Annotated in this window: 11 protein-coding genes; 10 read left to right on the top strand and 1 reads right to left on the bottom strand. The window is 63.3% G+C overall.

The genetic code is table 11. The features are described 5' to 3' along the window. Positions 1–28 precede the first annotated feature (28 nt). The 4 genes from AC0L2L_RS25640 (at position 29) to gndA (ending at position 5,390) form a co-directional block, all read left to right on the top strand. A complete protein-coding gene (locus AC0L2L_RS25640; protein ID WP_473582262.1) occupies positions 29–547 on the top strand; it encodes a YcnI family copper-binding membrane protein in 519 nt (172 codons plus the stop codon). Positions 548–600: 53 nt separating this feature from the next. Then, positions 601–2,229 (top strand): copper resistance CopC/CopD family protein, encoded by a 1,629-nt coding sequence (locus tag AC0L2L_RS25635; RefSeq protein WP_473582260.1) that lies wholly within the window; start codon positions 601–603, stop codon positions 2,227–2,229. A gap of 179 nt (positions 2,230–2,408) precedes the next feature. Beyond that, positions 2,409–3,491, top strand: coding sequence for a methyltransferase (locus AC0L2L_RS25630; protein WP_473582258.1), 1,083 nt, complete (start codon positions 2,409–2,411; stop codon positions 3,489–3,491). Between the two features lie 471 nt (positions 3,492–3,962). Next, the gene (gndA, locus tag AC0L2L_RS25625) at positions 3,963–5,390 is read left to right on the top strand and encodes an NADP-dependent phosphogluconate dehydrogenase (protein ID WP_473582256.1); all 1,428 of its coding nucleotides are present in this window, start codon (positions 3,963–3,965) and stop codon (positions 5,388–5,390) included. Here gndA and AC0L2L_RS25620 read toward each other — a convergent pair. After that, on the bottom strand, positions 5,387–6,430 hold the full coding sequence (locus AC0L2L_RS25620) for a LacI family transcriptional regulator (protein ID WP_473582254.1): 1,044 nt from the start codon (positions 6,428–6,430) through the stop codon (positions 5,387–5,389). The genes gndA and AC0L2L_RS25620 overlap by 4 nt on opposite strands. A gap of 383 nt (positions 6,431–6,813) precedes the next feature. Here AC0L2L_RS25620 and AC0L2L_RS25615 point away from each other — a divergent pair, with 383 nt between their 5' ends. The 6 genes from AC0L2L_RS25615 to AC0L2L_RS25590 all read left to right on the top strand — a co-directional run bounded on the left by AC0L2L_RS25615 (position 6,814) and on the right by AC0L2L_RS25590 (position 12,994). After that, a complete protein-coding gene (locus AC0L2L_RS25615; protein ID WP_473582252.1) occupies positions 6,814–8,052 on the top strand; it encodes an ABC transporter substrate-binding protein in 1,239 nt (412 codons plus the stop codon). Positions 8,053–8,131: 79 nt separating this feature from the next. Then, complete coding sequence (locus AC0L2L_RS25610; protein WP_473582250.1) at positions 8,132–9,025, top strand: carbohydrate ABC transporter permease; 894 nt, start codon at positions 8,132–8,134, stop codon at positions 9,023–9,025. After that, positions 9,018–9,950, top strand: a complete 933-nt coding sequence (locus AC0L2L_RS25605; protein WP_473582248.1) for a carbohydrate ABC transporter permease — start codon at positions 9,018–9,020, stop codon at positions 9,948–9,950. Before AC0L2L_RS25610 ends, AC0L2L_RS25605 begins: the two co-directional genes overlap by 8 nt. A gap of 2 nt (positions 9,951–9,952) precedes the next feature. Then, the gene (locus AC0L2L_RS25600) at positions 9,953–11,053 is read left to right on the top strand and encodes an ABC transporter ATP-binding protein (protein WP_473582447.1); all 1,101 of its coding nucleotides are present in this window, start codon (positions 9,953–9,955) and stop codon (positions 11,051–11,053) included. A 39-nt stretch (positions 11,054–11,092) separates the two neighbouring features. Continuing rightward, entirely contained in the window at positions 11,093–11,845 is a 753-nt protein-coding gene (locus tag AC0L2L_RS25595) for a sugar phosphate isomerase/epimerase family protein (protein ID WP_473582247.1), read from the top strand. Positions 11,846–11,851: 6 nt separating this feature from the next. Next, positions 11,852–12,994, top strand: coding sequence for a Gfo/Idh/MocA family protein (locus AC0L2L_RS25590; protein WP_473582246.1), 1,143 nt, complete (start codon positions 11,852–11,854; stop codon positions 12,992–12,994). Positions 12,995–13,075: the final 81 nt, after the last annotated feature.

Raw genomic sequence — 13,075 nt, 5'->3', positions numbered from 1 at the left:
GCCAATTCGAAATCAGAGGGACAAATCCATGAAGACGTATCTTTTGGCGGCGGGCGCGCTTTGCGCGCTCGGGACCAATGTCGCGCTCGCCCACATCACGCTCGAAACGCAGGAAGCGGCTGTCGGCTCTACCTACAAGGCCGTCCTGCGCGTGCCGCATGGCTGCGAAGGCAAGGCGACCACCGCCGTGCGCGTGCAGATCCCCGAAGGCGTCATTGCGGTGAAGCCGATGCCCAAGCCCGGCTGGACGCTGCAGATCAAGAAGGGCAAGTACGAGAAATCCTACCAGCTCTATGGCGAGACGCTGGCCACCGGGGTGAAGGAGGTGGACTGGAGCGGCGGCAACCTGCCCGACGAGTTCTATGACGAGTTCGTGTTCCGCGCCTCGCTGGCGGCCGATCTGCCGGCCGGCCAGATGCTCTATTTCCCCGTGGTGCAGGAATGCGGCGACGCCACCGACCGCTGGATCGAGATTCCGGCGGCCGGCCAGGATGAGGACGCCTTGGAAACTCCGGCGCCCGGCATCAAATTGCTGCCGAAGAAATGATCTCCTGTTGGCGCGCCCCGACGGAGCGCGCCAGCCTTTCCTGTTACGACGGCATGAACGCAGCAAAGTCTTCCTCAACGATCCGCATGCAAATCGGCCCGCTAGCCTGGCTGGTCGCGGTGCTTATGGCGCTGGCGGTGCTGGCCGTACCCGGTCGCGCTTTCGCGCATGCCGCGCTCGTCGCGACCGACCCGGCCGACGGCGTCGTGCTGACGCAAAGTCCCGCGCGATTTTCACTGACCTTCAGCGAGCCGGTCTCGCCGCTGGTCCTGACGCTTGTGCGGCCCGACGGCTCGCAGCTTGCGCTGACATCCTTCCGTCTCAAGGACCAGACGGTCGAGATCGACAATCCCGAAACGCTCAAATCCGGCACGCATGTGCTGAGTTGGCGGGTGGTGTCGGTCGACGGTCATCCGGTCGGCGGTTCGGCGCTGTTTTCCATAGGCGCGCCAAGTGCGGCGCCGGTGGCGGGCGAAGCCGTCGACTGGACGCTGCGTGCGGCGATCTGGGCGGCCAAGCTGTTTCTCTATGCCGGCCTTTTTCTCGGCGTCGGCGGCGCGTTCGCGCTCGCCTGGCTGGCCGACGACCGGCGCTGCGGCCAACGCTTTGTTGCCTCGGCCCTGCTTCTCGGCCTCGTCGGGGCACCGGTGTCGCTCGGCCTGCAGGGCTTGGATGGGCTTGGCGCGCCGCTTGCCCGGTTTGCGGCGCCGACGGTGTGGAAGACCGCGCTGGAGACGAGCTTCGTCTGGACGGTGCTGATCGGCCTGATCGCGCTTGGTCTGGGTCTGCTGTCGCTTGCCGGGCCATCAGGTCTTCGCAAGCTGTCGGCAAGTGCCGCGCTGCTCGGTGTCGGCGCCGCCCTTGCCACGAGCGGCCACGCCAGTGCCGCCGACCCGCAATGGCTGACGCGGCCGCTGGTGTTTGCGCACAGCGCGGCAATCGCCTTCTGGGTCGGGGCGCTGGCGCCGCTCGGCCTTGCGCTGCGGCAGCAGCCGGCCGATGCGCGCGCGTTCCTCGGCCGGTTTTCGCGCGCGATCCTTTCCGTCGTTGCTGTGCTTGCCGTAAGCGGCATCGTGCTGGCGATCATCCAGGTACAGGCACCGGCGGCACTGATCCACACGGCCTATGGCCGCCTGCTGCTGCTCAAGCTGGCTTTGCTGCTCTTCCTGTTCACGCTTGCCGCGGTCAACCGCTGGACGCTGACAGCGCCGGCCAAGGCCGGCGATACCGAGGTGCAGCGGCGGCTGGCGCGCTCGATCGGCATCGAGATGCTGATCGTGCTCGCCATCTTCGGCGTCGCCGCCGGCTGGCGCTTCACCCCGCCGCCGCGCGCGCTGGCCATCGCCGCCGCGCAGCCGGTGTCGATCCATATCCACACGCTGAAGGCGATGGCCGATCTCAGCATCACGCCGGGCCATGCCGGCGAGGTCACCGCTTCGATGATGATCATGACGGGCGATTTCGGGCCGCTGGACGCCAAGCAGGTGACGCTGGTGCTGTCGAAGCCGGATTCCGGCATCGAGCCGATCAAGCGGCCGGCGACGAAACCCGGCGACGGCACATGGCGTATCGACAATCTCGTCATCCCGATTCCCGGCCGTTGGAACGCCAGGCTCGACATCCTGGTTTCGGATTTCGAGGTGGTGAAGATCGAAGCGCCGATCGAAATTCGGTCCGAGTAGGCCGGCTCCGGCCAAATAATACAAGTTTCAAGTGTAACCGAATTTTCTCCTTCTGAAATCGTAGCGTAACCCTGCACCGCCAGATTCGAACTTCAGCAGACGGGTAGCCACAACGCGCCAGTGGATGGCCACAAGCCAGCCGGTTTGCGGTTGCGACTTGCCGTGAAAGGGAGGTGATCATGACCAATCAGCTTTCGCAGACAGTGTCTCGGGCCAGGCATGCAAGCGTCCAGCCGATCGTAGCCACGCAGGAGCTTCCTTCCGCCGTCCCGCTGATGGCACTTTCGACCGGCTTCTGGGCTTTCAAGACTCTAGCCGCTGCGCACGAGTTGGGCCTGTTCAGTCACCTTGCGGGCGGCGCCGGCGCCACGGTTGCGGAGATGGCGGAAGCGCTCGGTCTGCACCCACGCCCGGCCGAGATGCTGTTGACCGGCTGCGCTGCACTCGGGCTTCTGGAGAAAACGGACGGCCGTTATCGCAATACGTCCTTAAGCGAAGCCTATCTCGTGCGCGGGAAGCCGTATTACTTCGGTGGCTTCGTGCAGATGGCCGACAAGCGGCTCTACGCGGGCTGGGGCAAACTTGCCGAAGCGCTGCGCACGAACCGGCCAACCACATGGGACCCGGCAGTGCAACCCTCGATGTTCGATGGCGAGGATCCATTGGTGCTGGCACTTTTCTGGGAGGCGATGCATTCGCTCTCCACGATGACCGCGCGCAAGCTCGGCGAAGCGGTCGATCTCAGTCGTTTCCGCCGCCTCCTGGACATCGGTGGCGGATCGGGCGCGTACGACATCGAGCTTTGCAAACAGTATGGGGAACTGCGTGCGACCGTGTTTGATCTGCCGCATGTGGCCGCGATCGCCGCGGGAAAGATTGCCGAGGCCGGCTTGACCGACCGCATCGAGACCGTCGGCGGCGACTTCTTCGAGCAGCTTCCCGGAGATCACGACGTGCATCTCCTGTCGATGATCATGCACGATTGGGACGAGGCGAAGGACCGCGCGCTGCTGCGCCGGTCCTTCGAGGCTTTGCCGAGCGGCGGCGCCGTCGTCATCAGCGAGCTTCTCGTCAATGATGAAAAGACCGGACCGGCGCCGGCCGCGCTGATGAGCCTCAACATGCTGATTGAGACGGAAGGACGAAACTACACGCCGGCCGAATATTCGGCGTGGCTCGAGGAAGCCGGATTCCAGCACATCGAGACGATCTGGTTCGACGCACCCGCCGCGAACGGCGCCGTGATCGGCCGCAAGCCGTAAGGCGCAAAGCGAAGTAGAATAGGCGCACTGTAGTCGACGCCGGGATATTAAACGAGATATACGAAATGGCGTCATCTTATTGGGAACTTCTTCTCAGGGAGTTCAAGCGCATCGCCATGCGCGCCGACAAATCGACCAAAGCTTCAACACCATCATCCATCAGCAGCCGTCATATGAACCTCAACAGGTCTTAAGGCGCGTCGCGCTGAAACGGATTCAGGCGACACGCTTTAAGCCTTTGTTTTGATGCATGTCGTTGTCCCAGAACCGCAGCGCAGTTCCAGGCGACATGCATTGGCCTGCCCTTCTCTCCGTGACACAATTCGGCGAGGCGGTTGACGCCGTCGCGAAGGCCCGTCATTCATCTTAGGAAGGAATGGCATCTCCGGAACAAATGGCATCTTGGGAAGAAACGGGGCATCCCAGCAGAGCGCGGCCCCCAACAAAAGATCCGAAAGCAGGGAAGAAACGATGGAAAAAGCCGAAATCGGCCTGATCGGCCTTGGCACGATGGGCTCCAACCTGGCGCTCAACATTGCCGAGCACGGGTACCGCATCGCCGTCTTCAACCGCACCAAGGCGCGCACCGACGCTTTTGTCGAGAGCGCCGGTTCGTTGAAGGACATGGTCGTTCCCTGCTACAGCCTGGAGGAACTCGCCGCGGCGATCCGGCCACCGCGGCCGATCATCATCATGGTTCTGGCCGGCAAGCCGGTCGACGAGCAGATCGCGGCATTGCGCGGCGTGCTCTCCGACAACGACATCGTCATCGACGCCGGCAACGCCAATTTCCGCGACACGATGCGCCGCTTCTCGGAACTGTCCGGCTCGGGGCTGACCTTCATCGGCATGGGTGTGTCCGGTGGAGAGGAGGGCGCGCGCCATGGTCCGTCGATCATGGTCGGCGGCACCGAAGAGTCCTGGAAGCGCGTCGAGAAGGTGCTGACGGCGATCTCCGCCAAGTTCAAGGACGAGCCTTGCGCCGCCTGGCTCGGCACCGACGGCGCCGGCCATTTCGTCAAGACCATCCACAACGGCATCGAATATGCCGACATGCAGATGATCGCCGAGATCTACGGCATCCTGCGCGACGGCCTCGGCATGGCGCCGAAGGAGATCGGCAAGGTCTTCGAAACCTGGAATAAAGGCCGGCTCAACTCCTATTTGATCGAGATCACCGCCAAGGTGCTGGCCGCCGACGATCCGAAGACCGGCAGGCCGGTGGTCGACATCATCCTCGACCGCGCCGGACAGAAGGGCACCGGCAAATGGTCAGTCATCGAGGCGCAGCAGCTCGGCGTTCCGGCGACGGCCATCGAGGCGGCGGTCGCGGCGCGCGTGCTGTCCTCGATCAAGGACGAGCGGCAGGCGGCGGAAAAAGCCTACGGCAATATCGGTGTCGAGAAGATCTCCGGCGACAAGGCCGCGCTGCTCAAGGATCTGGAGCTGGCGCTGTTCGCCGGCAAGATCGCGGCTTACGCGCAAGGGTTCGCGGTGATGAGCGGCGCTTCAAAGGAATTCAACTGGAACCTGCCGATGCCGACCATCGCCAAGATCTGGCGCGCCGGCTGCATCATCCGCTCGCAGATGCTGGACACGATGGCCGAGGCTTTCGGTTCTGGCGGCGCTTCGACCAATCTCCTGATGGCGCCGGCCTTCATCGCCATGATGAAGGAAGCGCATCCGTCGCTCAGGCGTATCGTTGCGCGCGCCTCCGAAGCCGGCTCGCCGGTGCCGGCGCTGTCTTCGGCGCTCGCCTATTTCGACAGCTACCGCCAGGGGCGCGGCACCTCGAACCTTATCCAGGCGCAGCGCGACTTCTTCGGCGCGCACGGTTTTGAGCGGATCGGCGAGCAGGGTGCCTTCCACGGACCCTGGGGCAGCGGTTCAGGGCATTAACCGCGATACGCCAGAACCTCGCTCGGCGTGCTGAGCGACTGCAGCGAGCCTGGATCGGCGCCGCCGATCCAGCCGAGCACGGCGCGGGCGAGCTCGGCGCCGGCCAGCCGGAAGTCTTCGTTGACGACGAGCAGTTCCCGCCGGAACAAATGCAGCAGCTCCGAGGACTGTTTCGACACCACGTCGACGTCGCGGCCGAGCTTCAGCCCTGTGTCCTCGATGCCGGCCACGATGGCGAGCGTCGCGGCGGCGGCGCTGCTGACAAAGCCATCCGGCCGGTCCTTGCGCCGCATCAGTTGCGCGGTCCGCATCCTGATCTGCTCGATCGACTGATCGATGGAGACGGCGTTGAATGGCACCTCGCTGGCACCCACCTCGCTCAGCGCATCGGCAAAGCCGTTTACCGTATGGCCGTGATAGGTGAGGCCAACCGGCGGCGTCACCAGGGCAAGCCGGCTGCGACCCTTGCCGGCGAGATAGCGGACGGCTTCGCCGGCAAAGGCGTAATTGTCGAAGTCGTGATAGGGATGCACCAGCCCCATGTCGGTGCGGCCATGCGTGGCGAAGGGAATGCCGCGCTCCAGCATGTAGCGCGCCCGCGGATCGTTGGGCTGCGCTCGCGAGATGATCACCCCGTCGGCCGAGCCCGTCTCGACCAGATAGCGCACCGGGTCCAGCGGATCCTGCGAGCGCGAATAGGGCGTGACGATCAAATGGTAGGGCGTGTCGGCGATCACCTCGGTGACGCCGTAGATGATGTCCGAAACGAAGCTCATCAGCTCGTGCTCGGTGTTCAGCACAAGAGAGATGACGTTGGTCTTGCCTGTTCTCAAGCGTACGCCCGCGCGGTTCGGACGGTAGCCGATCTGCTTGGCGACGAGCTGCACGCGGCGCCTGGTCTCGGCGCCGATCTCAGGCGCATCCTTCAGGGCGCGCGACACTGTCGTGACGCCAAGCCCGGTCATGAAGGCAAGCGTCTTCAGCGTCGGCCGCTCCTTGCCCGACGTGTCGTCGTCCTTGTCCTTGGTTCGTCTGTCCATTCGTCCCGCCCGTCAGGCGCATAACAGCCGCGAGGCCGATCAGCAATCCTGCGCGTCGACATTTGCGCGGCTTTCAGCTCGCGACGCGGTTCAATATACTGAAACGTTACAGATTGCCAGCGCCCGTGGCTGAAGGGCAGATCGCGATCGTCGGGGTCAGCGCCGAAGAGGGGGTCGAAAGCCACTGGAATCACAAAGAAATCTCAGTTTCTGGCGGTTTTTGGCACCAATCAGCCAGGCTGAGCGCCGTCAAGCTAGCCTGACAGGAGTATTTTGTTCGCGCTCCGAAAAAATATCGTGCCGTTTTCATTCGAGGGGTTGCCTACGCGGATTATTTGCCGTATCGAAAATCTGTAACGTTTCAGATTCTGGGAGGAACCGAAATGCGATATAAATTCCTGACCGCCGCGTTGGCCGTGACGGCTGCACTCAACTTCGCCGGCCCGGCGTCCGCGACCGACCTGGAAGTCACCCATTGGTGGACTTCGGGCGGCGAGGCGGCGGCGGTGGCGGAACTCGCCAAGGCGTTCGACGCGACGGGCAATCACTGGGTCGACGGCGCCATCGCCGGTTCCGGCGGCACGGCACGACCGATCATGATCAGCCGTATCACCGGCGGCGATCCTATGGGCGCTACCCAGTTCAACCACGGGCGCCAGGCGGAGGAACTGGTGCAGGCCGGGCTGATGCGCGACCTCACCGATATCGCCACCAAGGACAAGTGGACGGAGGTCGTGCGGCCGAAGAGTCTGCTCGACAGTTGCACCATCGACGGCAAGATCTATTGCGTGCCGGTCAACATCCATTCCTGGCAGTGGCTGTGGCTGTCGAACGAGGCCTTCCAGAAGGCCGGCGTGCCGTTGCCGAAGGACTGGAACGAATACGTGGCCGCTGCTCCCGCGCTTGAAAAAGCGGGCATCATCCCGCTCGCCGTCGGCGGGCAGCCCTGGCAGGCTTCCGGCGCCTTCGACGTGCTGATGGCCGCTGTCGGCGGCACCGACACCTTCCTCAAGGTCTACAAGGAAAAGGACGCCAAATTCGCGGGCGGCCCGGAAGTCGCCAAGGTGTTCAAGGCGGCGGACGATGCCCGCAAGATGGCCAAGAATACGAACGTACAGGACTGGAACCAGGCGACCAATCTGGTCATCACCGGCAAGGCCGGCGGCCAGATCATGGGCGACTGGGCGCAGGGCGAGTTCCAGGTCGCCGGCAAGACCGCCGGAAAGGACTACACCTGCCTGCCCGGCCTCGGCCTGAACGAGGTCATCGCCACCGGCGGCGACGCCTTCTACTTCCCGTTGCTCAAGGACGAGGCGAAGTCCAAGGCGCAGGGTGTCCTGGCCGAGACGCTGCTCGATCCCAAGACGCAAGTCGCCTTCAACCTCAAGAAAGGCTCGCTGCCGGTGCGCGGCGACGTCGACCTCAACGCGGCGAACGACTGCATGAAGAAGGGTCTCGCCATCCTTGCCAAGGGCGCCGTGATGCCGTGGACGGATCAGCTGCTCTCGCAGGACACCCAGAAGCAGAAGGAGGACCTGTTCTCCGAATTCTTCGCCAAGCCGGACATGACGCTCGAAGAGGCGCAGAAGCGCTTCGCCGACATCATCGCTTCGGCCGACTGACAGCCGGCGCCCCCGCCAGTTCCCGACCCCCGCCTATCCGGGGTCGGGAGCTCGATGTCCTCTTCCCCGGCCGGCCGAGATGAGCAGCAGCCAACGCCCGAGTAAGCTTTTCCGTAACCTCAACGCCAAGGTCGCATCGATTCCGATGATCCTGACCGCGCTTGTGGTGTTCGTCGGCGGCACGGCGTGGACGGTGCTCTACTCTTTCACCAATTCGAAGCTCTTGCCGCGGCTCCACTTCGTCGGGCTCGACCAGTACCACCGGCTCTGGTCGACATCGCGGTGGCTGGTGTCGATCGAGAACCTTTTGATCTACGGCGCGATCTCGCTGGTTTTCTCGCTGGTCATCGGTTTCCTGCTTGCAGCCCTTCTCGACCAGAAGATCCGCTTCGAGGATACGTTCCGCACCATCTTCCTCTATCCGTTCGCGCTGTCCTTCATCGTCACCGGACTGGTTTGGCAATGGCTGCTCAATCCGGATTTCGGCATCCAGCGCGTGGTGCGCGACCTCGGCTGGACGAGCTTCAGCTTCGACCCGCTCTACAATTCCAGCATCGTCATCTACGGCATCTCGATCGCAGCACTCTGGCAAGGCACGGGGCTGATCATGTGCCTGATGCTCGCTGGCCTGCGCGGCATCGACGAGGACATCTGGAAGGCGGCGCGGGTCGACGGCATCCCGATGTGGAAGACCTACCTCTTCATCGTCATCCCGATGATGCGGCCGGTCTTCATCACCACGCTGGTGATCATCGCCGCCGGCATCGTCAAGGTCTATGACCTGGTCGTGGCGCAGACCAGCGGCGGCCCCGGCATCGCGTCGGAAGTGCCGGCGAAATATGTCTACGACTACATGTTCTTCGCCCAGAATCTCGGCCAGGGCTTCGCCGCCTCGACCATGATGCTGCTCTCGGTGGTGATCGTCATCGTGCCGTGGGCCTATCTCGAATTCGGAGGCAAGAAGCGTGGTTGACGTCGCCTCCCTGCCCAGCAGCGCCGAAGCGCCGCGGCGCGATGCCGCCGGCCCGAGCGGGCCGAAGCCGCGGCACGTGTTCTCGCGCCGCAATATCTTCCTTTACGGCACGCTGATCGTTATGGCGGTCTATTACCTTTTGCCGCTCTATGTGATGATCGTCACGTCGTTGAAGGGCATGCCGGAAATCCGCCTCGGCAACATCTTCTCGCCGCCGGTGGAAATCACCTTCGAGCCCTGGGTGAAGGCGTGGGCGACCGCCTGCACCGGGCTTAATTGCGACGGGCTCTCGCGCGGCTTCTGGAACTCGGTGCGCATCACCGTGCCGTCGGTGCTGTTGTCGATCGCCATCGCCTCGGTGAACGGCTACGCTTTGGCCAACTGGCGCTTCAAGGGCGCCGACACCTTCTTCATCATCCTGATCGTCGGCGCCTTCATTCCCTATCAGGTGATGATCTATCCGATCGTCATCATCCTGCGCGAAATCGGTATCTACGGCACGCTGACCGGCCTGGTGATCGTCCATTCGATCTTCGGCATGCCGATCCTGACGCTGCTTTTCCGCAACTATTTCACTTCGATGCCGGAGGAGCTGTTCCGCGCCGCGCGCGTCGACGGCGCCGGCTTCTGGGGAATTTACCTGCGCATCATGCTGCCGATGTCGCTGCCGATCTTCGTCGTCGCGATCATCCTGCAGGTAACCGGCATCTGGAACGACTTCCTGTTCGGCGTCGTCTATACTCGCCCCGACACCTATCCGATGACGGTGCAGCTCAACAACATCGTCAACTCGGTGCAAGGCGTGAAGGAATACAACGTCAATATGGCAGCGACCATCCTGACTGGCCTCGTTCCGCTCATCGTCTACTTCATTTCCGGCAAGCTTTTCGTGCGCGGCATCGCCGCCGGCGCGGTGAAAGGATGATGATGGCAGCAGCGATCGCCAATCCCAGCGTTTCGATCCAGGACCTGTCGCTGAATTTCGGCGTCATGTCGGTGCTGAAGACGCTCAATCTCGACGTCGCCGAGGGCGAGTTCATCGTGCTGCTCGGACCGTCCGGCTGCGGCAAGTCGACCTTGCTCAACTGCATCGCCGGGCTGCTCGACATTTCGGACGGCCGCATCTTCATCAAGGGCAAGAACGTCACCTGGGAAGAGCCGAAGGACCGCGGCATCGGTATGGTGTTCCAGTCCTATGCGCTTTATCCGCAGATGACGGTCGAGAGGAACCTTTCCTTCGGCCTGCGCGTCGCCGGCTTGCCGAAGGACGAGATCGCCAAGCGCATCGCGCGCGCCGCCGAGATCCTGCAGATCGAGCCGCTGTTGCAGAGGAAGCCGTCGGCGCTTTCGGGCGGCCAGCGCCAGCGCGTGGCGATCGGGCGCGCGCTGGTGCGCGATGTCGATGTCTTCCTGTTCGACGAGCCGCTCTCCAACCTCGACGCCAAGCTGCGCGCGGAGCTGCGCGTCGAGATCAAGCTTTTGCACCGCAGGCTCGAGAACACCATGATCTACGTCACCCACGACCAGATCGAGGCGATGACCCTGGCCGACCGCATCGCGGTGATGAAGGGTGGCGTGATCCAACAGCTCGATGCGCCGCAGACCATCTATAACCGGCCGGTCAACCGGTTTGTCGCTGGCTTCCTCGGCTCGCCGGCGATGAATTTCCTCAAGGGGCGGCTGGAGAAGCACGGCGATGGCTGGTCCTTTGTGGCTGACGATCTCAAGATTCCGCTCGGCACGTATCAGTTCGACGGGCAACCGGAAGCCGGCCCAGCCGTGTTCGGCATCAGGCCTGAGCATGTCAGCCTGAACAGCGGCACGGGCTGGCCGTTCTCGACTGCGGCCAATGTCGAGGTGGTCGAACCGATGGGTTCCGACACGCTGGTGTGGCTGCAGCTTGCGCAGCAGAAATTCAGCGTCCGGGTCACCTCGGAACGTACGCCCAAAAACGATGAGGCGGTGACGGTGGGCTTCGACCCGATGCGAGCGTCGCTCTTCGATGCCGAAACCGGCAGCCGCATCTAACCCCGGAAAAACCATCCCCCAAGCAGAACGGACAGACAGATGAACTGGTCATTCCAACTTTACAGCGCCCGCAATTTCCAACCATGGAACGGCGTGGTGAAAATGCTCGGCGAGCTCGGCTACAGCCAGGTCGAAGGCTTTGGCGGGGTCTATGACGATCCCAAAGCGTTCCGCGCCGAGCTCGACAAGAACGGGCTTGCGATGCCGACCGGACATTTCTCGATCGATGCCCTGGAGAAGGATTTCGACGGCGTGCGTAAAATCGCCGACACGCTCGGCATCAAGCTTCTGGTCTGCCCCTATCTCATGCCGGATTCCCGGCCGTCCGACGCCGCCGGCTGGCGTGGCTTCGGCGAGCGCCTCGCCAAGGTCGGCGAGACCGCGAAGAAGGCCGGATACGGCTTTGCCTGGCACAACCATGATTTCGAGTTCAAGGCGCTTGCCGACGGCTCGCTGCCGCAGGACCATATCTTGACCTCAGCGCCGGACATCGGCTGGGAAATGGACGTCGCCTGGGTGGTGCGCGGCGGCGCCGATCCGCTGCCCTGGATCGAAAAGCACGGCAAGCGCATCAGCGCCGTCCACGTGAAGGATATGGCAAAGCCGGGCGAGGGGCTGGACGAGGACGGCTGGTCCGACGTCGGTCACGGCACAATCGACTGGGCGGGCCTGTTCAAGACATTGCGCGCCAAGAGCTCGGCGCAGTATTTCATCATGGAACAGGACAACCCGAACGACATCGAGCGCTATGCCCGGCGCTCGATCGCGGCAGCCAAGAGCTGGCAGGAGTAATCGAAAATGGCAAACAAGCTTGGCGTCGGCGTCATCGGCTGCGGCAACATCTCGAAGGCGTATTTCTCGCTGGCGCCGCTGTTCCGCGGCATCAAGATGCGCGCCTGCGCCGATATCAACATGGATGCGGCGAAAGCGCGGGCAAAGGAGTTCAAGCTTCGCGCCGCGACGGTCGAAGACCTGCTCAAGGACGACGAGATAGACATCATCGTCAACCTGACCATCCCGGCCGTGCACTATGAAGTCTCCAAAGCGGTGCTCGAAGCCGGCAAGCACATCTATTCGGAAAAGCCGTTCGTGCTGTCGATCGAGGAGGGGCTCGATCTCAAGAAGCGGGCCGAAAAGAAGGGCCTGCGCATTGGTTCGGCGCCGGATACCTTCCTCGGCGGCGCGCACCAGCTGGTCCGCGATCTGATCGACAGCGGCAAGCTCGGCCAGATCACCAGCGGCACCTGCCACGTGATGGGCCACGGCATGGAGCATTGGCATCCCAACCCGGATTTCTTCTTCCAGCCGGGCGCCGGTCCGGTGCTCGACATCGGGCCGTATTACGTCACCAACCTGATCCAGCTGATCGGGCCGGTGAAACAGGTGGCGGCTTTCGCGACGACGCCGGCGAAGGAGCGGACGATCTCGTCGAAACCGCGGGCGGGCGAAAAGATCCCGGTGAACACGCCGACCACCATCCATGCGCTGCTCGAATTCGCGAATGGCGCGGTGATCACGCTCAACACCTCCTGGGACGTCTGGAGCCATGGCCACGCGCCGATGGAACTCTATGGCGAACTGGGCACCGTCTTCGTGCCGGACCCGAACTTCTTCGGTGGCGAGGTGCGCTTCACCAACAGCGCCAAGCCGGTGAAGAAGCTGCCCAAGTGGAACCATCCGTTCGGCGTGCCGAACGAGATGCATGGTCAAGGCATGATGGCGAACTACCGTACAGCCGGCCTTGCCGACATGGCGATCGCAATCGCCGAGGGGCGGCCGCACCGCTGCTCGATGGAGCTCGCGCTGCACGCCGTCGACGTGATGACCGGCATCCTGCGCTCCGGCGCAAGCGGCAAATATGTCGCCATGCAGACAACCTGCGAGCGGCCGGCCGCACTCGGCGTCAAGGACGCGAAGGCACTGCTGGCCAAGAAAAACTAGGTGGCAACCCCCTCTCCCCGTTTCGGCGGGGAGAGGGTAAGGATATGGGGCAAGCATCGATTCAATTTCACACGAGAGCAG

The sequence above is a fragment of the Mesorhizobium sp. WSM4832 genome, assembly GCF_055811115.1.
Note: the sequence above shows the minus strand (reverse complement) of the source record. Positions and strands in the feature narration are given on the sequence as shown.

What these genes read in the sequence shown, in the direction of transcription:
- AC0L2L_RS25595 (WP_473582247.1), top strand. Translation starts at nt 11,093, where the DNA reads ATGAACTGGTCATTCCAACTTTACAGCGCCCGCAATTTCCAACCATGG.
- AC0L2L_RS25635 (WP_473582260.1), top strand. Translation starts at nt 601, where the DNA reads ATGAACGCAGCAAAGTCTTCCTCAACGATCCGCATGCAAATCGGCCCG.
- AC0L2L_RS25620 (WP_473582254.1), bottom strand. Translation starts at nt 6,430, where the DNA reads ATGGACAGACGAACCAAGGACAAGGACGACGACACGTCGGGCAAGGAG.
- AC0L2L_RS25630 (WP_473582258.1), top strand. Translation starts at nt 2,409, where the DNA reads ATGACCAATCAGCTTTCGCAGACAGTGTCTCGGGCCAGGCATGCAAGC.
- gndA (WP_473582256.1), top strand. Translation starts at nt 3,963, where the DNA reads ATGGAAAAAGCCGAAATCGGCCTGATCGGCCTTGGCACGATGGGCTCC.
- AC0L2L_RS25640 (WP_473582262.1), top strand. Translation starts at nt 29, where the DNA reads ATGAAGACGTATCTTTTGGCGGCGGGCGCGCTTTGCGCGCTCGGGACC.
- AC0L2L_RS25610 (WP_473582250.1), top strand. Translation starts at nt 8,132, where the DNA reads ATGAGCAGCAGCCAACGCCCGAGTAAGCTTTTCCGTAACCTCAACGCC.
- AC0L2L_RS25615 (WP_473582252.1), top strand. Translation starts at nt 6,814, where the DNA reads ATGCGATATAAATTCCTGACCGCCGCGTTGGCCGTGACGGCTGCACTC.
- AC0L2L_RS25600 (WP_473582447.1), top strand. Translation starts at nt 9,953, where the DNA reads ATGGCAGCAGCGATCGCCAATCCCAGCGTTTCGATCCAGGACCTGTCG.
- AC0L2L_RS25590 (WP_473582246.1), top strand. Translation starts at nt 11,852, where the DNA reads ATGGCAAACAAGCTTGGCGTCGGCGTCATCGGCTGCGGCAACATCTCG.